Raw genomic sequence first — 20,173 nt, forward strand, 5'->3', positions numbered from 1 at the left:
AACCCGGAAGCTAAGGCCACCTGCGCCGATGGTACTGCACTCGACAGGGTGTGGGAGAGTAGGACACTGCCGGAACATCATTGCGAAAGGCCCTCAACCATTGGTTGGGGGCCTTTTTGCGTTCCAAAGACCTCCCGGACCGGGTACTGCAGTCCGAACCATCAACATTTCAGAAACGGGCATGTCGGTGGTCCTGGTGAGCGACGATGATTCGACGTCGCTTCGGGAGGTAACCATGGACTGGCTCTTCACTCACCAGACACTGCGTCGTTGTGCGGCAGCCCTCGTGCTGCCCGCCGCGTTGATCGGCGCGGTAGCGACCGCACCACCCGCCATCGCGGCGCCCGCTGCTGACCCGTTGGTCGGCGCGGTCGGTTCGGTCGCCGGCCTCGCCGGGATCGAGCTGCCCGCCACCTACGGACCCGAGACCGCGATCGTGGTGCTCGGATACGGCCTGCTGCCGGATGGCACGATGCGACCCGAACTGGGTAATCGCTTGCACGCGGCCCTGATTCAGGCCTATATGTCACCTGCTTCCCCCGTCATCGTGACCGGCGGCAATCCGCGCAACGGTGTCACCGAGGCTCAGGTGATGGCCGACTGGCTCACTATTCGCGGTGTCGCCAGGCAGCGGCTGCATCCGGAAACCGAAGCCGGTTCCACCGTGCAGAACGCCGCGTTCTCGGCGCGCATGATGGAAGCGCTCGGCGTGACCAAGGCTGTCCTCATCACCTCCGCCGACCACATGCGCCGAGCCCTGGACAATTTCCTGGCCGCCGGCATCCCGGTAGTCGCCACTATGACCCCGGACGTAGCGCCCCTCTGGGCCCAGCCATACGGCCCCGAGAAGTAGATGCTCCCGGGGATCGGACCTTTCATCCTGCCCAGCCGTACGGCCCCGAGGAGTAGATGTTCCCGGGGATCGGACCTTTCATCCTGCCCAGCCATACGGCACCGTTAGTTAAGTACATGACCTTCGCTAATTTGATAGCCGCGCCGATGTCGGTGCCGCCGTCTACGATGCGGGTGGCGTCATCGCGGGTTGCGAGGTCGCAGGGCGGTAATGGCAGACAGGGGAATTCGATGGATCGGCCGGTATGGGCGCCTGAAGGTGTCGATATGCAGCATCCAAGTCCGGCTCGGATGTACGACGCGTTGCTCGGCGGCTCGCATAACTTCGCGGTCGACCGAGACGCCGCGGAGATGGCTACTACGCTCGTCCCCGACCTACCGCGGTTGGCGCTGAGCAATCGCGCCTTCCTGCGCCGTGCTGTCCGCTTCATGCTCGACTCGGGAATCAGGCAGTTCCTCGATATCGGGTCGGGTATCCCCACCGCGGGCAATGTGCACGAGATCGTGCACGAGCTCGACCCAGAGGCGAGGGTGCTCTACGTCGACATCGACCCGGTGGCGGTCGCCCATTCGCGAACCATCTTGCAGGGCAATGAGCGCGCGGGTGCGATCGAGGCCGACCTGCGCAAATCCGGCGACCTGGTCGCCGCGGTGCGCGAGACCGGGCTGATCGACTTCGACCAGCCGGTGGGATTGCTGCTGATCGCGGTGCTGCATCTGGTGCCCGACACCGATGATCCGGTCGGCAAGGTGTCCGCGCTCCGCGAAGTGGTGGCGCCGGGTAGTTTCATAGCCATTTCACATCTCACCTCCGAGCTTCGGCCCGACGACGCCGGTAAACTGGGAACGCACTCGGTGAACCAATCCAAGGTCGGTATTCATTTCCGGACCAAGGATGAGATCGTCGCCTTGTTCGAGGGATGGGATTCGATCCAGCCCGGCGTTGTCGAGCTGCCGTTGTGGCGGCCCGAGTCCGAGCGCGATCAGCACGAGAAGCCAGGCCGTTCGCTCGGTATGGGCGGGGTCGCGATCAAGGTGTAAGCCGTCTGGCATGGCGGTGCGACAGACGATGACAGGTGGATGAAGCAGTGGGGTCGTGGGAGCTGGCGCAGCGGTGGGCGGATGCCCTCGACGGCGTTGTAGCTCCTACCCTCAACCGCTCCCAGATCGAAGAGATGCTGGCAGCCCTGTGTACCGGTCTGATCGACGCGGCGCGTGGCGGCGAGGATCCTGATATCGCGCGCCGCGCCGCTCGGATGCTTGTCGCCGCCAACTATCGTGATCCGTCGGCGGTCAGCCGTTCGGTGCCGGTGATCTGCGCGGACCTGGTCGAGATTGCCGCCGATGGCCCGGCCGACCCCGCCCTGCCGCGAATTCGGGACCGAGCGATCGGCTTGGCCGCCGACTTCGCGGCCGGCTTCACCGCGGCATTGCGGGCGACGGCGCTGGCCGAGCAGGAGGCCACGCTGGCGGCGGTGCTCGCCGCGGCACAGGAGGCCGAGACCCGCAGGGCGCTGTCGGAAGCCCGTTTCGAGGCGGTTTTCGACGGCGCCCTGGTGGGTATCGGCACTGTCGATATGTCGGGTCAGGTGGTGAACTGCAATGCCACCATGGCCCAGATGCTCGGCCGGACCCCGGAGACGATGCCGGGCCGGACCGTCGCCGATATCCTCGGCCCGCAGAACCTGAACTTCGCGTTCGAGCAACTCCAGCGCATGGTCGCGGGCGAATCCGACAGCTTCCGCACCGAGACCGAGCATCTGCACACCGATGGCCGGGTCACCGCGATCGACCTGTCGATGTCGGCGGTGCGGGGCGCCGATGGCGGCATCGAGTTCCTGATCGGCGTCGCGGTCGATGTCACCGAGCGCAAGCAGCTCGCCGACCGCCTGTGGCACGACGCCAACCACGACGCACTCACCGGTTTGCCGAACCGCCCGCACCTGTTCAAGAGGCTTGCCGAAGCGCGACCCCCGATCGGGGTGTGCTATCTCGACCTCGACGGCTTCAAGGAGATCAACGACCTGTGGGGGCACATGGTCGGGGACCGCGTCCTCCAGATCGTGGCCGACCGGATGCGCGACGCGGTGCGCCCGGACGAGGCGCTCGCCGCCCGCATCGGCGGTGACGAATTCCTCGTTCTGGTCGAAAATTGTTCCGGTGAAGCACAATTGGCGCGGCTGGTCGACAAGCTGCTGTCCGTCCTGACTGAGCCGCTAGAGGTGGACGGGCACGTGCTCGCCGTCGGCGCCAGCATCGGCGCCGCCTTCTTCGAGCAATTGCCCAGTGCTGTAGACGAATTGGTGCACGCCGCCGACGCGGCGATGTATCGCAACAAGAACGACGCGCGCCGCGATCCGGCCCGGTAGCGGCCGGGCCGGAGTCGATCAGACCGATTGGTGCTGGCGTTTCGCCGCCCGCGCCAGTGAGCGATCTCGCTGCTCCTCGAAGCGCAGCACCTCCCCGCGCAGCCGCTCGAGGAACGCCGCCAGATCCTCGCGCGCCCGCTCGCCACGTACACCGAAATCGTTGCGCTCGAAGATGTTCCACTTGCGCAGCACCGGCAGCAGGACCTCCTCCAAGTGCTGGCGCAGGTCGTAGATACCGTGCTTGGCCATCAGCACGCCGTTGCGCCGCCAGCCGGGCATGCCTGCGCCGGGCATCTGGAAGTTCTGCACGATGGTGTTGATCGCCTCGATGGTCTGGTCGGGGGCCAGATCGAGCGAAGCGGCGCACAGATTGCGGTAGAAGATCATGTGCAGGTTCTCGTCGGCGGCGATGCGGGCGAGCATGCGGTCGGCGAGCGGATCGTCGCAGACGCGACCGGTATTGCGGTGGCTGACCCTGGTGGCCAGTTCCTGGAAGGTCACATAGGCGACGGAGAACAGGAATCCGGCGCTGGACGAGGTGCGGATGTCGAAGTCCGGCGCCTTGTCGCCCACCACGGCCATCGTCGAATACCCGTTGGTCATGTGGATCATTCGCGCCTGCTCGAGCGCGACCGGGTCGACCCCGCGGGTCACCACGAGGTAGTCGCGCAGCACGATCCCGTGCCGGTTCTCCTCGGCGGTCCAGCGACCGACCCAGGTGCCCCAGGCGCCGTCCTTGGAGAAGTTCTCGGCGATCTCACGGTGGTAGGAGGGCAGGTTGTCCTCGGTGAGCAGGTTGGTGACCATCGCCGCCTTGGCGAGCTCGCTGAGCGCGGATTGTTCTGGGTCCCAGTCGATTCCGCCCATGGCCGCGAAGTTGCGGCCACGGTCCCACGGCACATAATCGTGCGGGTGCCAGTCCTTGGTCATCGACAGATGCCGGTTTACATTGCTCGCGGCGATGGGTTCCAGCTCGATCAGTAGTTCCAGTTGGGTCAGGTTCCTGGCCACGCTCGTTGCCCTTTCCGTTAAGTGAAAAGCGAGAGTTGCGTCGGTCCGGTAGTGTTGCCCGTCGTCACAATAGACCCGGCGCATGTCGCCTGGAAACGACACGGTGCTTTGCGCACTGTTCGAAGAATTTGGGCGCGTCGCGCCGAGTGCATATACGCTCCACCAGTTCAGCTCCATCAGCGGTTCCCGTTCAGTCGTGGCATAGCTAGAGAGAGTGAGCGAAAAATTATGACGGACATCGTGGTCACGAGCCTGGCGGCGACCACGTCGATCGCGGGCGACGTCGACTCGACCTGGAAGGGTCTGCTCAACGGCGAGAGCGGGATCGACGTCTTGGAAGACTCCTTCATCGACGACTTCGAACTGCCGGTGCGGATCGGCGGCCACCTGAAGGTGTCGCCCGCCCTCTCGCTCACCCGCGAAGAGGCGCGCAAACTGTCCTACGTCGAACAGATGGCCGTGGTCCTCGGCCGCGAGGTGTGGCGCAACGCGGGCAGCCCCGAAGTGGACCGCGATCGGCTCGGCGTCTCGATCGGTACCGGCCTCGGCGGCGCGGAATCGCTGATCTACGCCCGCGATCGGCTCCGCAACGGCGGCTACCGCAAGGTCTCGCCGCTGACCGTGCAGGCCATCATGCCCAACGGCCCCGCGGCCTGTGTCGGCATCGAATTGGGCGCGCGCGCCGGGGTTTCCACACCGGTTTCGGCCTGCTCGTCGGGTTCTGAGGCCATCGCCAACGCGTGGCGGATGATCGTGATGGGTGACGCCGACATGGTGGTCACCGGTGGTGTGGAGGGGTCCATCCAGGCGGTGCCGATCGCGGCGTTCACGCAGATGCGGGCCATGAGTACCCGCAACGATGATCCCAAGGCGGCCTCGCGTCCCTTCGACGCCGACCGCGACGGGTTCGTCTTCGGCGAGGCGGGCGCGATGATGGTGATCGAGACCGAGGAGCACGCCAAGGCTCGTGGCGCGACGATTCACGCGCGACTGCTCGGTGCCGGCGTCACCTCCGATGGATTCCACCTCGTGGCACCGGATCCCGAGGGCACCGGCGCCGCGCGGGCGATGACACGGGCGATGCAGACCGGCGGGATCAGCCGCACCGACGTCACCCACATCAACGCCCACGCCACCGCGACCCCGATCGGTGACACCGCCGAGGCGAATGCGATCAGTAAGGCGATCGGCTCGCACGCCTCGGTGTACGCGCCGAAATCGGCACTCGGGCATTCGATCGGGGCGGTCGGTGCGCTCGAATCGGTGCTGACCGTGCTCAGCGTGCGCGACAGCATCATTCCGCCCACCCTGAATCTGGACAATCAGGACCCCGCTATCGATTTGGACGTGGTGTCGGGTCAGGCGCGGCGCGGTCGCATCGATTACGCGGTGAACAACTCCTTCGGTTTCGGCGGTCACAACGTGGCGATCTCGTTCGGGCGGTATTGACGATTCGCCCATCCAAGGCGGGTACTGGTCAATGTGCGTTGAAAAGGATTGGGAATGATCGGCGAGACCTTCGACGACTATGTAGACGAACTGGGGACTATCAAGATTCCCGGTGATCAGACCTTGATCGACTTCGTCGACAAACACAGCGAGGCCAACGGGGACGACCTGGCCTATCGCTTCATCGACTATTCGACCGAACGTGAGGGGGAGTACCAGGAACTGACCTGGCGCGAATTCGGTGTGCGGCTGCGCGCCGTGGCCGCGCGATTGCAGCAGGTGACCGAGCCCGGCGACCGGGTGGCGGTGCTGGCGCCGCAGGGCCTCGACTATGTCGTCGCACTGTTCGCGGCGGTGTACGCGGGGAATGTGGCTGTGCCACTGTTCGATCCGGAGGAGCAGGGCCACAGCGACCGGCTGCACGCCGTCCTCGGCGACTGCGAACCCGCCGCAGTGCTCACTGTCGGCAGCGCGGCCGCGGGGGTGCGCAACTTCTTCCGCGAACAGCCCGCCGCGCAACGGCCGAGAATCATCGCGGTCGAGGCGATTCCCGACACGGTCGGCACGCGCTGGCGCAGGCCCGACATCAATATCGACAGTGTGGCCTACCTGCAGTACACCTCCGGATCCACTCGGGTGCCCGCCGGTGTCGAGATCACCCACCGCTCGGTGGGGACCAACCTGCTGCAGATGATCGATGCCATCGGGATCACCGAGAACGCGCGCGGGGTCACCTGGCTGCCGCTGTTCCACGACATGGGGCTGCTCACGGTGATCCTGCCGACCATCGGCGGCAAGTTCATCACCATCATGTCGCCGAGCGCGTTCGTGCGTAGGCCCGCGCGCTGGATCAAGGAGCTGGCCGCCCAGGCCGATGGCGCCGAAATCTATTCGGCGGCACCGAATTTCGCGTTCGAGCATGCGGCGATGCGCGGGTTGCCCAAGGGTGATGAGTCCCTCGACCTGTCGAATGTGATCGGTCTGATCAACGGCAGTGAGCCGGTGTCGGTGTCCTCGATGCGCAAGTTCAACGAGGCATTCGCGCCGTACGGTCTGTCCAAGACCGCGATCAAGCCGTGCTACGGGATGGCCGAGGCGACGCTGTTCGTGTCGGCGACCAAGCGCGACGACGAGGCGCGGGTGGTCTATGTCGATCGCGGGCAGTTGAACGATGGCCGGATGGTGGAGTGCGACGAGCATGCCGCGAACGCGGTGGCGCAGGTGTCGTGCGGACACGTCGCGCGGTCGCAGTGGGCGGTGATCGTCGATCCCGGCACCGGAGTCGAGCGTCGCGACGGCGAGGTCGGCGAGATCTGGTTGCACGGCGACAATATGGGCATCGGGTACTGGGGGCGGCCGGACGAGACCTCGGAAACCTTCCACAACCGGGTCGCGCGTATGCCGGTCGGCAGTCGCGCCGAGGGTGCGCCCGATGACGCGAAGTGGATGCGGACTGGCGATTACGGTGCCTATCACGACGGCGAGCTGTTCATCACGGGTCGCGTGAAGGATCTGGTGATCGTGGATGGGCGCAACCACTATCCGCAGGATCTCGAATACTCGGCGCAGGAAGCCAGTACGGCCCTTCGGCCCGGTTTCATCGCGGCCTTCTCGGTGCAGGCGGGGCAACTGCCCGCACAGGTGCTCGAGTCCGGGACGGCATCCGATCCGGCGGCGGAGCAGTTGGTGGTCGTCGCCGAAAGGGGTACGGGTGCGGCGAAACTCGAGCCGGGGCCGATCACGGATACGGTGCGTGCGGCGATCGCACGCAGGCACGGGGTGATGGTGCGGGATCTGTTGCTGGTGCCCGCGGGGTCCATTCCGCGGACGTCGAGCGGAAAGATCGCGCGGCGGGCCTGCAAGGCCGCGTATCTGGATGGGACGCTGCGCGGTGGATACCGGCAGCAGGCCTATCCGGACGCTCCGGAAGAGTGAGAATCGTTCGGCCACTGGATCTTCCGGTGGCCGAACGAGTCACCGAATCGCTCAGTTCACGCAGGGGATGGTGCTGTCGATGGTGGTGGACAGCGGTTTTCCCGCGTCGGGCAGTGGTGTCGAGCCGGACTTCGTGGTGGTCGGGGGTGCGGTCGTCGATGTCGTCGGGCTCAGCTCGGTTGGCAGGGTGAAGTCGGCGCCGAGTGCGACCCGGATGCGCCCGTCCTCCACCGACGGCGACGCGGAAACCGGAAGTCCACCAAGCAGTTCGGCCAGTGCGCGGGCGTCGTCGGCGGCACCGAGGCCGTAGGTGATGGTCGAATACTGGCCGTCACTCGAATCACCGTTGCCGATCAGGCCCGCGCGGTAGCCCCGGCTTGTCAGCGCCGCCGAGAGCACCGCGGCCTGACCTTTCACCGTGCCCACATTGTGCACATCGACCACGCTCGTCGGACTCGGCGCCGCGGTAGTGGTTTTCGGTGCTTCCTGACCGAAAGCCGCCCGCACCTCCCGTTTGATCGCGGCCGGGTCGACGATATTCACGTCCTGACCGTCGATCACGTCGTAGCGCACCACCGGCAGCGTGCGGAACTCCACCGGCACCGAACCGGCCGCGCCGAGGTCGCGGGCGAAGTCGAACAGATTCCAGCCGTTGGAGAGCACCACATCGCGGTGCGCCACATCCATCAGTGCCGACAGCTTGCTCAGGTTGGTCAGCGTTCCGGAGTCTTTGAGCGACTTGGCGACCGAGGTGAGGAATGCCTGCTGGCGGTGGGTGCGGTCGAGGTCGCCGTTGCGCAGGCCGTGGCGTTGGCGGACGAACGCGAGGGCCTGCGAACCGTCGAGGTGCTGGGTGCCCGCCGGGAAGACCGCACCGGAGAACTCGCTGTCGTCGACGGCGTTGTTCAGGCACACGTCGACCCCGCCGACCGCGGTGGCCAGGTCGTAGAAGCCCGCGAGGGAGATCTCGGCGAAGCGGTCGATGGGCACCCCGACGAGATTGCGGACGGTGGTGACGATGGACGCGCGTCCGGCCTCGCGGCCACGGCGCTCGAGCAGCACCGGATCTTTCTCGCCCTGCTCGATCAACTTCGCTTGTACCGCCGCCTTTTTCAGGCCGTACGCCTCTTTGATCTTGATCTGCTGGTAGCCGGGGATGCCGGTCACCGCAACGTAGTCGTCGCGCGGGATGGAGAAGGCGACGACCTTGCTCTTGTCGGCCGGAATATGCAGCAGGATCAGCGAATTCGCGTTGTAGCCGCCCTCGGTGCCGTCACCGGCGTGCAACTGATCGAGTACCTCCTTCGGCAGATCGTTGCCGTTGAGGTCTTTGCGGGTGTCCAAGCCGATCAGCAGGATATTGACGGCGCCGCCGCCGGACCGTGGGGCATCGGTACCGAGCGCGGTGGAGTGGGTGAAGCCGGAATCGAAGTCCTGCTTGGCCGACCAGGCCAGGCCGGTGCCCGCGAGCACGGCCAGCGCGGTCGTCGCCACGAGCATCCTGGCCATGATCAACCCGGCTCGGCGGGCGCGTCCACGCCGGGGTGCCCGGTGGCCGGCGGCGATGTGCCTGCCGACGCGCTGTGGTCCCCGGCGCGGTGACGCCGGAAAGTTGTTGTCCCCGTTCACCGCAGCGCGCTGCCTGCCTGCCACTGTTCCCACGGCACACTCCAGTCGCCGTTCTGCCACACCTCGAGCGGGGCGCCGCCGGTATTCCTGATTTCGACCACGTCGCCGGGTTGGGAGAAATCGTAGAACCAGCGGGCGTTCTCGCCACTGAGATTGAGGCAGCCATGTGAGACATTGGTGTTGCCCTGCGCCCAGATTGTGTCGTCGAGCTGGTGCAGGTAGATGCCGTCGGTGCTGATCTTGGTCGCCCAGCCGATGGTTTCCTTGTAGCCGAGCCGGGAGTTCACCGGCAGGCCGTAGGTGGAGGAATCCATCACCACCGGATTGGCCTTCTCCATCACGGTGTAGATCCCGGGTTGGGTCCAGAAGGTGATGGTCTTGCCCGCGACGGTCTGGCTGCCGCCCATGCCCATCGAGGTGGGCATGGTCCTGACCAGCGTGCCGTTCTCGTACACCCGCACCTGCTTGTCGTTGTCGTCGACGATCGAGACGTGCGACTCGCCGATGGTGAAACTGGTCTTGGTGTCTTCCTGGCCGTAGAGGCCACCGCCGAGGTCCTTGCCGTAGATGTCGGCCGTGAGCGTCACCACCGTGCCGGGTGTGTAGTAGTTCTGAGGGCGCCAGTGGGCGTTGCGGTTGTCGACCCAGTACCAGGAACCGGTGACGGGCGGATCGGTGGCGACCGACAGATACTTTTCCGCGGTGGCGCGATCGGGGACGTCCTCGTCGAAATGCGCGACGATGACCGTGCCGACGCCGAAGGTGCCCGACGAGGAGAGGGGAGTGCCGCCGGTGGTGCGGAAGGAGACCTCGGTCTGATTGTTGGGTGCCAGGGTGGAGAACGACGAGGTGATCGGGCCGACCTTGCCGGTGATGGTGACCGCCTCGGCGGTGACGGTGTAGGTGCGGCCGTATCCGAGCGGCACCGACGGTTTCCACGCCGACTGGTCCGGGGTGAGGATGCCCTCGACGGCACCGCCGTCCTCGTTGGTCATCGTGACCGCGGTGAGCTGCCCGTCGCTGGTGCTGACGCGGACCGGGCCGAGCGGATCGATCTCGGTCGCGCCGTCCTCCGGCGCGACCGAGATCGACGGTGCCGTCGGGGCGGCGGATTCGGTGTCCGAGTCGGTGGCCGAGCCACAGCCCGCGACCAGCACCAACAGCACGGCGGCGAGACCGGCTCGGAAACGTCGTCCTGACATGCGCCCTCCTGTGCTCGGTGCCGTCAGCTCTGCAAGCCGACCTCGACGTCGAGCGAGAGGTGGATCTTGTCGCCGATCACGGCGCCGCCGTCGGCCATCGGCATCTCGGTGGTGAGGCCGAAATCGCGGCGATTGATGGTGGCGGTCGCGGTGAAACCGGCGACCGGGGCGTCGGCCATACCGGGGCCGGTGCCGAGGAATTCGACCTCGAGGGTGACCGGGTGGGTGTTGCCGCGGATGGTGAAATCACCGGTGACGGAGAAGTCGGTTCCCAGCGCCTTGAAACCGGTGGCCTTGAAGGTGGCGATCGGGTGGTTGGCGACGTCGAAGAAGTCGGCGGTGGCCAGGTGGCCGTCGCGCTGCGGGTTGTCGGTGGTGACGGAGGCGACCTTCATCTCGACATCGGCGTCGGCGGTGCCGTCGGGGTGAACCACCAGCGTGCCGCCGAAATCGGTGAACCGGCCACGTACTTTGCTCACCATCAGGTGGCGCACGGAGAACTGCAGGGTGGAATGGGCCGGGTCGATGACCCAGGTTCCAGCGGGTAGTCCGGTAGGGGCCGACATGGTCTCTCCTCACTTGGCGATCCGGCCGCGTACGGGCCGACGGGCGTGAAGCGATAGCGCCAACCAGCGTAACCCCGTTCACCGCGGGCGGGTCAGTCCTCGCTGGTGGCGCGTTCGCCGAGAAACCGCAGGAGGGCGGGATCGGTAGAGGTGAAGCGGTCCACTTCCTGTCCGCCGGTGCATTCGTATAGGGCGATGGTCACCGAGTCCGGTCGGCGCCCTACGACCCGCCAGATCGCGCCGGAATCCTGCCAGCGGAGGAGGATCTCAACGGGGTCGGCGCTCACCTGATTCACCGTAGTGCGCGGCGATCCTGGGTGTTGGGTTCGGTTATGCCCGCTCGCGGTAGTTGGCGGCTACCAGGGCGAGGCAGCTCGCGGCGATCGCGGCGGTGACTCCGAACATGGCGGGATAGCCGAAGCCGAGGCCGCTGTGCAGGGCAGACAGGACCGCGGGCACGCCGAAGCCGAGATAGCTCACCGAGTAGAAGACCGCGTTCAGGCCGGCCAGATCGCCGGGGCCCGCGATGCGTTCGACCTGTTGCAGGCCGGCGACCAAGCCGATGCCATAGCCGCTGCCGAGCACGACGGCGGTCAGCAGCGTCACCCAGATGCTCAGGCTGGCCGCCGTCCACGCGGCCAGCACCATTCCCGCGGTGAGCAGCACCAGCGCGACTACCGCGGCGCGTGCGGTGCCGGGGCGGTCGATGCGCCGGGCCACCGATTGGATGGTGAATCCGCAGCCGAGCGTCACCATGGTGACCAGGGCGGAGAAGGCGATCGGGGCCTGCTGCACGCGCGGCGACATCAGCGTCGGGAGCACAGCGTAGGCGGTGGCGTTGGCGGTGAACAGCCACAGCGCGATCGGTACCGCGACGCGCAGGAATCGCCGGTGCCCGGCGGCGGGGATCTTCAGATCGTCGCGCAGCCTGCCCGGATTCGCTGGGCGGGTCACGGTTTCCGGCGTTCGAGCCACCCAGAACGCGGTCGCGACGCAGAGCACCGCGTTGACGAGATAGGCCAACGAATCAGGCAGTGGCGCCCACTGCGCGAGGGTTCCCGCCACCCCGGCGCCGAGGGCGAATCCGGCGGTCAGACTCATCGCGGATCGGCGAGCCCCGTTGCCCGCGGCGGCCGCGGCGAACGGTGGTTGCGACAGTTCCTTGAGCCAGCTGCCACCGACCGCCATCGCCAATCCGAGCGCGACACCGCACAGCATCCGTCCGGCCGCCAGCATCGGCACCGAGGCCGCGCCGGCCGCGAGCAGCAGCGAACCGGCCGCGGCGATCAGCGGTGCGGGCAGCATCAGCGGGCGGCGCCCGAATCGATCCGAGAGCGGGCCGCCGATGAGCAGGGCGGGCACGATGCCGAGGACGTAGTAGAACAGCAGCAGATCGACCGCGGTCAGCGCGAGACCGTGGGCTTTGTACATCACCAGCAGCGGCGTGAACTCGTTGCCACCCCACGCGATCGCGACCATGGCCGCGGACACGCCGAGCCAGGCGCGGGTGGTGGAGACAGCACGGGGCCGCTCGGTGGTGAGAATCGCCATCACAGGCCCTTTCCGTTGTGCGCGCACCGGAAATCCGGCGCGGATGGGGCGGAGCGTTCGGTCCACGGACGGACCGTCGATCCCGCCACCCGCGCACAGGGGCGAATGGTGGCAACCGGTCTGATTTTAGGCGCGGCCGGTCGCTGTACTACCGTCGGGCTGTGCGCGAGCTGCGGGTGGGGTGTGCGATGTGGACCCATCCCCAGTGGCAGCAGCGGATGCCCGGGCCAGGGGAGCGGTTGCGTGCCTATGCCGGGCACTGCGGTGCGGTCGAGGGCAACACCACGTTCTACGCGACGCCGTCGGCGTCCACCGTCGAGTCGTGGGCCCGCCAGACCGCGCCCGATTTCCGGTTCGTGCTCAAACCGCCGAGGGCGGTGACGCATGAGCGCAGGCTCGTCGACGCCGGTGCCGAACTCGGCGCGTTTCTCGACGTGATGGCACCGCTCGGGCCGCGGGTACACGCGCTGTGGATCCAGCTGCCCGCATCGTTCGGGCCGACCGATCTTGGCGCGCTCGCCCGGTTCCAGCGTGAGCTGCCCAGTGGGCTGCGGTGCGCGGTGGAGGTGCGTCATCCGGCGTTCTTCGAAGACGAGCGGGCCGCGGTGCAGCTGGAACGGGTGCTCGGGCGGATCGGGGCCGAATGGGTGCCCTTCGATACGACTGTCCTGTTCGACGGGCCGCCGGGTGACCCCTCCGAATACGAGGCCAGGGCGAAGAAGCCGCGCGTCCCGCGCCGGATGCGGGCGCTGACCGAGTATCCGATCGTGCGCTACCACGGCCGCGCCGACGCCGGCCGCACCGTTGCGGGCTGGGCGCCGTGGGTCGAGACCGTCGCCGGCTGGTTGCGCGAAGGCCGCTCGCCCACGGTCTTCGTGCACACCCCCGACAACGCCGCGGCCCGTGGTTTGGCTCGCCGCTTCCACGACGAAGTCCGCGCGATCGTCCCTGATCTGCCCGCGCAGCCCATCCCTGTGCCCGATGAACCGATGACGCTGTTCTGACGCCTTGGCCGAAACCGGGTGATTCGGGCCGGACGCCGTGATGTGGGCAGGACGCGCGGGTGCGATGGGGCGGACAACATGAGGTGACCTGCACCGATTTCGCGAACACTTGTCGTACCCCCGTGCGATGCTGTGCGCCACCACTGGGGAGTGGGTGGACGACTCGAAGGGGACGAGCATGTCTACGGATGGAATGTTGTTGTCGCCCGCGCCGCATTGCGAGCCGCAGTTGGAAGGCGGGGCCGTGGTGCATCGGTCCGAGGCTGTGAATGTTGTTGGACCCCAGCCGGTTAGGGGACCGGTTCGGCGGAGAGCGGCAGGTGGAACACCGGCCGGTATCCGCAGGGCGGTGCGGGCGTCGTGCCCGCGGGTCGCGCCACCTGCCACCGGATCATCCACGAGCGCGCAGCGATTCACCGAGCAGGTGTTGCGGCTACTGCTCGAGGTTGTCGATCGGCGTAGGTCATCCACTCATCTGCGCGCGTTCACCGACGCGAAGGCGCTGGCCGCCATCAACACGATGCTCGCGCAGGACTCGGCTCCCCACCGAAACCTCGGGACCGCCACCTTGACTCGCGTCCACCTGACCCCCGCGGAGGGTGACGCCGCCGAAGTCTTCGCTTCCTACCAACGCGGTCCTCGCACGTTGGCCATCGCGGGTCGCATCGAATCGTCCAAGGACAGTTGGCGATTGGTCGCGGTCCGAATGTTCTGACGCCGGTGACAGGTGTGGCCGAGCCGCCGGCCGGGGCGAGCCGTACCTCGGTGTCGGCCGCTGCCGGGTGAACCTGTCCCGCATGATCCCCGCGCCCCATGAGCGGGGATCGTGTGCCGCGTCGAAACAGGGGGAGGATGGGTGATCACTCGCTAGTCGGAATGTGGCTCGTTCCGGCTCGGTTGTGCCCCACCGCTTTCCGGTGTGTCGCTGTCGAGTCCGTCGGGCAGTCGCCGAGCGCCGCTGGCCACTTCGGTGATGAGATCGTCGTAGCCGCAGGCCAATTCGTGCAGGCGTAGTTGCGCGGCGTGTAGTTCGGCTTCGGCGCCGCAGGCCAGCGCGTGGTAGGTGAGCGCGGCGAAATGGGCCATGCGGTCGACGACGGCGCCGATGCTCTCGGTGTGCATCGGTGCCGAGGTCGCCGGAGTGGGGGAGCGGATGACGACCCAGCGGTCGATCTCGCAGACCAGACGCGCACGCGCCCAGTCGATGTCGCTGGTATCGCCGGGTATCTGTTGTTCGCGGCGTTCGTGCAGAGTGGCGAGTTCGTGCGCGGCGGTGAGAACAGGATCACCCGCACCGGCGACCCCGCACACCGCCTGCATCATCTGTGCTCGGTCCGGCAGTACCGGTTCCGGTCCGGGTCGTCCCGTCGAACCGCTGCCGTCCGTGTCCACTGTTGCCGCACCGTCCTCGCCGTCGCCGAATATTGCCGCTTGTCGAAGGACATTCGTCTCGGCGGGGACGGCGGATAGGTCACGAAATGACCCCTCAACAGCGAAAACCGGCCGCGAACAACGGTTCGCGGCCGGTCGGGATCATCGACAGAGCTGGCGGATCACAGGCTCCGGGCGATGATTTCCTTCATGATCTCGTTGGTGCCCGCGTAGATGAGCTGGACGCGGTTGTCGACCCACATGCGCGCGATCGGGTACTCGTTCATGTAGCCGTAGCCGCCGAACAGCTGCAGACAGGTGTCGGCGATCTGCATCGCCTTGTCGGTGGTCCACCACTTCGCCATGGCGACGGTCGGGATGTCGAGCTCGCCGCGGATGTGCTTCTCGACGCAGTCGTCGATGAACACGCGCGCGATGCGCGCCTCGGTGGCGACCTCGGCCAGCTTGAACTTGGTGTTCTGGAAGCCGAACACCGGGCGACCGAACGCCTCGCGCTCCTTGGTGTAGCGCAGCGTGTGGTCGAGGGCGACCTCCATGCCCGCGACCGCGCCCATCGACACGATCAGGCGCTCCTGGGGCAGCTGCTGCATCAGCTGGATGAAGCCCTGGCCCTCCTGGGTGCCGAGCAGATTGGTGACCGGGACGCGCACGTCCTCGAAGAACAGCTCGGAGGTGTCCTGGCCCTTCTGGCCGATCTTGTCGAGCACCCGGCCGCGACGGAAACCGGCGCGGTCGGCCTCGACCAGCACCAGCGAGACGCCGGACGCGCCCTGGGTGGGGTCGGTCTTGGCGACCAGGATGATCAGGTCGGCCTGCAGGCCGTTGGTGATGAAGGTCTTGGAGCCGTTGATGACGTACTCGTCGCCGTCGCGGATCGCCTTGGCCTTGACCGCCTGCAGGTCCGAACCGGTGCCGGGCTCGGTCATCGCGATCGCGCCGACGACCTCGCCGCTGGCCATTTTCGGCAGCCAGTGCTTCTTCTGCTCTTCGGTGCCGTAGGCGAGGACGTAGTGCGCCACGATGCCGTTGTGCAGGCTGATGCCCCACGAGGTGTCGACCGCGCGCGCCTGCTCCTCCATGAGCACGGCTTCATGCGCGAAGGTGCCGCCACCGCCGCCGTACTCCTCGGGGATCGAGATGCACAGCAGGCCCACTTCGCCGGCCTTGTTCCACAGGTCGCGGTCGACGTGGTGCTGCTCGCGGTACTTCTCGACGTTGGGAACGATTTCCTTGGACATGAAGGCGCGGGCGAGGTCGCGAAGGGCGTCCAGGTCATCGTTCATCCAGCTGGACCGATTGGCGGCCATCGAGTCTCCTTGTTCGGCTCGGCACAGCACCGGCCCAGGCGTGACCGGTGGTTACAGACACCAGTGTGCCGCAGTATTGGCGTAGTGACAATAGTACCGCCGAAATGGCGTCTCACCAGCGCATCATGGGCAGCGGCGAGAGGGGATGGATGAGCGCGCGCCGCACCGTCAGCTCCACCAGCTTGAAGTGGAAGCCGCTGTCCGGGTATCGCCGCGTCAGCGCGCAGTAGGCCGCATACGGCAGGCCGTAGCGCCGCGCGCCGAACGTCACGTCGATCAGATCGGCGCGCCGGAACAGCTCCACCGGGTCGGTCGCGCTGCCCGCCGAGCGCACCCGGTGGTGGTCGCGGATCATCTCGGCGACGAGCTCGGCGATGTCCTCGCGGTTGTGCGCGATCAGCCAGTCGCCCGCCAGCGCGCACGACGGTTCGAGATAGTCGAACGTGCCCGCGGCCCAGATGCCGAGATCGTGGAAGGTCGCCGCGGTGCGGAACTCCTCGCGCGCACTCGGTGGCGGTCCCGGCTCGCCGCTACGGGCGAACAGCAGATCGGCCGTGCGCAGTACCCGGAGCACATGATGGAAATATGCCTTGCGGTCGGCGCCGAGCCGTGCGGTCCACGGTTCGAGCCGTTGCGCGATCACCTGGTCGAGTTCGCTTGTGTGCTCGGTCAATTCGTCACTCCGGAGTCGATCTCACGGGCGTGCGCGAACCCCCCGGCACCCCGGCCCAACCCTAGGTGCCCGTGGTTCGCGTCGCCCGGTGAAACGGAGTTTCCCTCGAACAGGTCGGCGGTCGGCCGTTGGCCCGGCGAGCAGTGGGCCGATCCGGTCGGTGGGGTTGTCCGCGAGCGGCGTTCGGCAACGGTCGGGCACCGAAGCGCTGGAAAGTCTGGCTCCGGCGGCGGCGGGGGATTATCTTCGCAGATCCAGTCACCCTCCGAAATTGTTGGGCGTGTCGCGCGCGGCGCGCCGTGTTCGGGGAGTCGTGCGGGAGCATCGGTTTCGCGCTCGAGGGTATATCGACTAAGAATGCGGTGTGCCGTTCACACGTGTGGTCACCTGCCTGCCTTCGCGCGCCCGGGGCGGTGGTCTGGCATGACGATCGAGTCCGGTCTCGAGGACGACGTCAGCCAGCTCGCCCAGCGAGTCGAACGTGCCCGTGGGCGCCTTGCCTACCAATTCGATCCGGCCCTCACCGACGCGCTCTCCGAAGACGAGTTGCGCGCCGAACGCGAACTCGCCGAACGCATCCGCGAACAGGATCGCGAGCAGCGCTGGAAGCACACCCAGGCGATGGCGTCCGCGTCGGACCGGAGCCGACAGACCACCGAAGCGATCGAGAAGGCCGACATGCGAGATCTGCTGCTCGCCAGAAGGGCGATGGCCTCCCAGCGGCGCGAATCGAGCCCGCACGCGAAGCTGGCTTCGCTGTACCGGCACCGGTCGTGGTCGCTCAAGGCACTGGCGGGCGTCGTCGGCGCCGGCATGCTGTGGTCGGCGGTGAACGTGCAGCAGAACATCGCGCCCGGCGGGCCGAGCGATCCGCTGTTCTGGTTCAGCTACCTGCTCGAGGCGATGATCAGCGTGTGTCTGATCATCATCATGGTCGGCACGAACAAGGTCGCCGAGTGGGGCGTGATCGACAACCGTCGGCAGGTCGCGCTCGCCGAGCTCGCGCTGCTCGGTCTCACCGTCACCCTCAACACCTATCCCTATGTGCGCGACGGGCGTTGGTATGACGTCGCCGTGCACGCGGTCGCGCCGGTGATGATCGGTGTCGCGCTGCTGATCCACGACGCGGTCAGTGCCCGCTACGGTCTTGCCATCACCCGCGCGACCAGCCAGGTCAGGGACATGCCCGACCCGGCCGACGGCCTGCTCGCCCGCCAGAGCACCGAGGGCATCCGCCTTACCTACACCCCGCCGATGACGGGGGCGGCTCGCGCCGAAGCGGTCGCCGCCGCCGAAACCGTCGCCACCACCCCGCTCACCCGCGAACCCGCCTGGACCCCCACCGAGCCGATCACCAACGGCAACGGCCGCCCGCCGGAGAAGCGCAAGCGGTTCGGCATCGGCAAACCGTCCGCCTCGGACAAGGCCACCGCCAAGAAATCCGCCCCCGCGCCCGTCCTGGCACCGGAGCCACCCAAGGAACCGGCCAAGCCCGAGCCGGCCACCGACTCGGTCCCCGCCGCCCGCAAGAGCGCCATCTCCGACATCGAGGCCCGCGTCGAAAAGGCGTTCGCCGAAGCCAATTTCGGCTATGAGGCGATCGAGCCGACCAGCATCTACGACACCGGCCAGTTCCGCATCGCGGAGAGCCTGGAACAGGAACTCAACGACATGCGTGAGGCCCGCCGCCAGGCCCGCAAGGAGCGCGCGAACTAGCAGACACTGCACAAAGGCCGATGCCCGCGATTGAGCGGGTATCGGCCTTTTTCGTGTCCGGAGTCAGCCGAAGATGCCGCCGCCGGTGCCTGCTTGCTGGCCGCCGCCGGTGCCGCCGATGAGGCCGCCCGGGGGAAGTTCGGAGGGCTGGACGATGACGAAACCGCGGCCGGAGAAGGCGAGGGTGCTCGCCTCGCCGGTGCTGCGGCCCATCAGGCGGCCGAGGCCGAACGAGTCATTGCGTTTGATGCCGGTTTGCAGGCTCGATGACCACGCTACGGCGGCGTTGGGGTCGGCGTAGGTGGCCTGGTCGACGGTCAGGACGACGGGGCTGCCGTGGGTGGTGATGGCGATGCGGCCGCGGCCGGTGAAGACGCAGTTGAACAGGCCCGCGTTGGACGCGTAGCCGGCTGCGCCCTGGACGCGGCCGATGTCGTAGCGCAGCGTGGAGTCGAAGGCGAGGACGTTGGCGCCGTTGATGGTGAGACCGTCGGTGCCATCGAGGTCGATGATGTGCACGTCGGCGGCACTGTTGGCCAGGAAGAGGTCGCCGCGGCCGGTCACCTTCATCAGCGGCACACCCTCGCCGGTGAGGTGCTGACGGATGGCGCGGCCGATGCCGCCGGAGCCCTGCGCTTCGAATTTCAGGTCACCCTGGTAGGCCACCATCGACCCGGCCCGCGCCATCACCTCCCCGTTCATGCCGACCTTCACCATCTTGCCGCCCTGTTTCTGGATACCGAGGCCGTTGACCTCGGCATGCGAGGGGTCGAACAGGTCGCTGTGCACGGGCTGGGCTCCTTGCTGAGAAGAGAACGCGGGTTGCGCTGGTGGCGGGGCGAACTGGCCCGCGGCACCGTGACCGGGATGGGTAGGCGGGGCAGTGGGCGGCTGCCCCAGCTGAACGGGGCTGCCCTGGTTGGGATAGGTCGACGGGGGAGCGGGCGCGCCCGCTGCTGGGTAGGCGGGCGGTTGACTCGGTGGCACCGGAACGCTCTGTGCGGCGGGAACTTCGGGTTCGTCGTCGAGGTTCACGCCGAAAGCCGAAGCGATCCCGGCCAATCCGTCGTCGTAGCCCTGCCCGATCGCCCGAACCTTCCAGGCCCCGCTGCGGCGATAGATCTCCACGCACACCACACCGCTCTCGGTGGTGAGCCCAGAAATCGGGAAAGTCAGTGCAGTGGAGCCAGATTCGATGGTGGTGGTCAGGGCGCCGACCGAGGCGAAGGTCGCGGGTCCACGACCGTCGAGACTCGCCGTGACCACCACCTTCTCCACCTCGGCGGGCAATGCCGAGGTCTGCACGGCCACCACGTCGGGCCCACCGTTGCCGTGCCGGTACACCACGCCTGGCCCGGTGGGCTGATTGAAGAAGACGAAGTCGGCGTCAGAACGAACTCTGCCCGCGCTGTTCACCAGGAGCGCTGACACATCGACCGATGCCGAACTCGCGACGGTGACAGTCAACTGGTCGCCGGGCGCAGGCCGGTTCTCGCCGGGAGCCAGCACGGTCACGA

18 protein-coding genes are annotated in these 20,173 nt (G+C 67.2%); 8 read left to right on the forward strand and 10 right to left on the reverse strand.

Features of this window, described 5'->3' with window-relative positions; translation table 11 throughout:
- The first annotated feature begins 196 nt into the window (after nt 1-196).
- The 3 genes from ACFWO8_RS24395 (at nt 197) to ACFWO8_RS24405 (ending at nt 3,221) form a co-directional block, all read left to right on the forward strand.
- Nucleotides 197-853, forward strand: coding sequence for a YdcF family protein (locus ACFWO8_RS24395; protein ID WP_378963312.1), 657 nt, complete (start codon nt 197-199; stop codon nt 851-853).
- Nucleotides 854-1,083: 230 nt separating this feature from the next.
- Nucleotides 1,084-1,893 carry an SAM-dependent methyltransferase gene (locus tag ACFWO8_RS24400; protein ID WP_378963317.1) on the forward strand — a complete coding sequence of 270 codons (810 nt, stop codon included), beginning with the start codon at nt 1,084-1,086 and terminating at the stop codon, nt 1,891-1,893.
- A 35-nt stretch (nt 1,894-1,928) separates the two neighbouring features.
- Nucleotides 1,929-3,221, forward strand: coding sequence for a diguanylate cyclase domain-containing protein (locus ACFWO8_RS24405; protein WP_378963338.1), 1,293 nt, complete (start codon nt 1,929-1,931; stop codon nt 3,219-3,221).
- Nucleotides 3,222-3,239: 18 nt separating this feature from the next.
- Here ACFWO8_RS24405 and ACFWO8_RS24410 read toward each other — a convergent pair whose 3' ends face one another.
- Nucleotides 3,240-4,232 (reverse strand): acyl-ACP desaturase, encoded by a 993-nt coding sequence (locus ACFWO8_RS24410; RefSeq protein ID WP_378963351.1) that lies wholly within the window; start codon nt 4,230-4,232, stop codon nt 3,240-3,242.
- A gap of 201 nt (nt 4,233-4,433) precedes the next feature.
- On the opposite strand from ACFWO8_RS24410, the gene ACFWO8_RS24415 reads away from it, so the two are divergent.
- Nucleotides 4,434-5,681 (forward strand): KasA/KasB family beta-ketoacyl-ACP synthase, encoded by a 1,248-nt coding sequence (locus ACFWO8_RS24415; RefSeq protein WP_378963549.1) that lies wholly within the window; start codon nt 4,434-4,436, stop codon nt 5,679-5,681.
- A 57-nt stretch (nt 5,682-5,738) separates the two neighbouring features.
- The gene (fadD32, locus tag ACFWO8_RS24420; RefSeq protein WP_378963550.1) at nt 5,739-7,616 is read left to right on the forward strand and encodes a long-chain-fatty-acid--AMP ligase FadD32; all 1,878 of its coding nucleotides are present in this window, start codon (nt 5,739-5,741) and stop codon (nt 7,614-7,616) included.
- Nucleotides 7,617-7,667: 51 nt separating this feature from the next.
- Here fadD32 and ACFWO8_RS24425 read toward each other — a convergent pair whose 3' ends face one another.
- The 5 genes from ACFWO8_RS24425 to ACFWO8_RS24445 form a co-directional block, all read right to left on the reverse strand.
- A complete protein-coding gene (locus ACFWO8_RS24425) occupies nt 7,668-9,182 on the reverse strand; it encodes an LCP family protein (RefSeq protein WP_378963551.1) in 1,515 nt (504 codons plus the stop codon).
- Nucleotides 9,183-9,241: 59 nt separating this feature from the next.
- Entirely contained in the window at nt 9,242-10,447 is a 1,206-nt protein-coding gene (locus tag ACFWO8_RS24430) for an Ig-like domain-containing protein (RefSeq protein WP_378963358.1), read from the reverse strand.
- Between the two features lie 23 nt (nt 10,448-10,470).
- Nucleotides 10,471-11,013, reverse strand: coding sequence for a YceI family protein (locus ACFWO8_RS24435; protein ID WP_378963371.1), 543 nt, complete (start codon nt 11,011-11,013; stop codon nt 10,471-10,473).
- 92 nt (nt 11,014-11,105) lie between these two features.
- Nucleotides 11,106-11,300, reverse strand: coding sequence for a hypothetical protein (locus ACFWO8_RS24440; RefSeq protein ID WP_378963375.1), 195 nt, complete (start codon nt 11,298-11,300; stop codon nt 11,106-11,108).
- A gap of 43 nt (nt 11,301-11,343) precedes the next feature.
- On the reverse strand, nt 11,344-12,564 hold the full coding sequence (locus ACFWO8_RS24445) for an MFS transporter (protein ID WP_378963381.1): 1,221 nt from the start codon (nt 12,562-12,564) through the stop codon (nt 11,344-11,346).
- A 161-nt stretch (nt 12,565-12,725) separates the two neighbouring features.
- Here ACFWO8_RS24445 and ACFWO8_RS24450 point away from each other — a divergent pair, with 161 nt between their 5' ends.
- Both ACFWO8_RS24450 and ACFWO8_RS24455 read left to right on the forward strand, forming a co-directional pair.
- The gene (locus tag ACFWO8_RS24450; protein ID WP_378963382.1) at nt 12,726-13,568 is read left to right on the forward strand and encodes a DUF72 domain-containing protein; all 843 of its coding nucleotides are present in this window, start codon (nt 12,726-12,728) and stop codon (nt 13,566-13,568) included.
- 349 nt (nt 13,569-13,917) lie between these two features.
- Entirely contained in the window at nt 13,918-14,283 is a 366-nt protein-coding gene (locus tag ACFWO8_RS24455; protein WP_378963383.1) for an Rv3235 family protein, read from the forward strand.
- A 152-nt stretch (nt 14,284-14,435) separates the two neighbouring features.
- On the opposite strand, the gene ACFWO8_RS24460 is transcribed toward ACFWO8_RS24455, so the two are convergent.
- From ACFWO8_RS24460 to ACFWO8_RS24470, 3 genes are all read right to left on the reverse strand, one after another.
- Nucleotides 14,436-14,891, reverse strand: a complete 456-nt coding sequence (locus tag ACFWO8_RS24460) for a DUF4254 domain-containing protein (RefSeq protein WP_378963384.1) — start codon at nt 14,889-14,891, stop codon at nt 14,436-14,438.
- Nucleotides 14,892-15,121: 230 nt separating this feature from the next.
- A complete protein-coding gene (locus tag ACFWO8_RS24465; protein WP_378963385.1) occupies nt 15,122-16,267 on the reverse strand; it encodes an acyl-CoA dehydrogenase family protein in 1,146 nt (381 codons plus the stop codon).
- 112 nt (nt 16,268-16,379) lie between these two features.
- On the reverse strand, nt 16,380-16,940 hold the full coding sequence (locus ACFWO8_RS24470; RefSeq protein ID WP_378963386.1) for an HD domain-containing protein: 561 nt from the start codon (nt 16,938-16,940) through the stop codon (nt 16,380-16,382).
- A 423-nt stretch (nt 16,941-17,363) separates the two neighbouring features.
- On the opposite strand from ACFWO8_RS24470, the gene ACFWO8_RS24475 reads away from it, so the two are divergent.
- Nucleotides 17,364-18,656: a hypothetical protein gene (locus ACFWO8_RS24475; protein ID WP_378963387.1), complete on the forward strand. Its 1,293-nt coding sequence runs from the start codon at nt 17,364-17,366 to the stop codon at nt 18,654-18,656.
- A 63-nt stretch (nt 18,657-18,719) separates the two neighbouring features.
- Here the strand turns inward: ACFWO8_RS24475 and ACFWO8_RS24480 are convergent, their stop codons facing one another.
- Complete coding sequence (locus tag ACFWO8_RS24480) at nt 18,720-20,171, reverse strand: AIM24 family protein (protein WP_378963388.1); 1,452 nt, start codon at nt 20,169-20,171, stop codon at nt 18,720-18,722.
- Nucleotides 20,172-20,173 lie beyond the last annotated feature (2 nt).

Source organism: Nocardia sp. NPDC058480 (genome assembly GCF_042720495.1).
GTDB lineage: Bacteria > Actinomycetota > Actinomycetes > Mycobacteriales > Mycobacteriaceae > Nocardia.

Coding starts and splice junctions, on each gene's coding strand:
- ACFWO8_RS24400 (WP_378963317.1), top strand. CDS start 1,084: ATGGATCGGCCGGTATGGGCGCCTGAAGGTGTCGATATGCAGCATCCA.
- ACFWO8_RS24430 (WP_378963358.1), bottom strand. CDS start 10,447: ATGTCAGGACGACGTTTCCGAGCCGGTCTCGCCGCCGTGCTGTTGGTG.
- ACFWO8_RS24435 (WP_378963371.1), bottom strand. CDS start 11,013: ATGTCGGCCCCTACCGGACTACCCGCTGGAACCTGGGTCATCGACCCG.
- ACFWO8_RS24445 (WP_378963381.1), bottom strand. CDS start 12,564: ATGGCGATTCTCACCACCGAGCGGCCCCGTGCTGTCTCCACCACCCGC.
- ACFWO8_RS24460 (WP_378963384.1), bottom strand. CDS start 14,891: ATGATGCAGGCGGTGTGCGGGGTCGCCGGTGCGGGTGATCCTGTTCTC.
- ACFWO8_RS24465 (WP_378963385.1), bottom strand. CDS start 16,267: ATGGCCGCCAATCGGTCCAGCTGGATGAACGATGACCTGGACGCCCTT.
- ACFWO8_RS24475 (WP_378963387.1), top strand. CDS start 17,364: ATGACGATCGAGTCCGGTCTCGAGGACGACGTCAGCCAGCTCGCCCAG.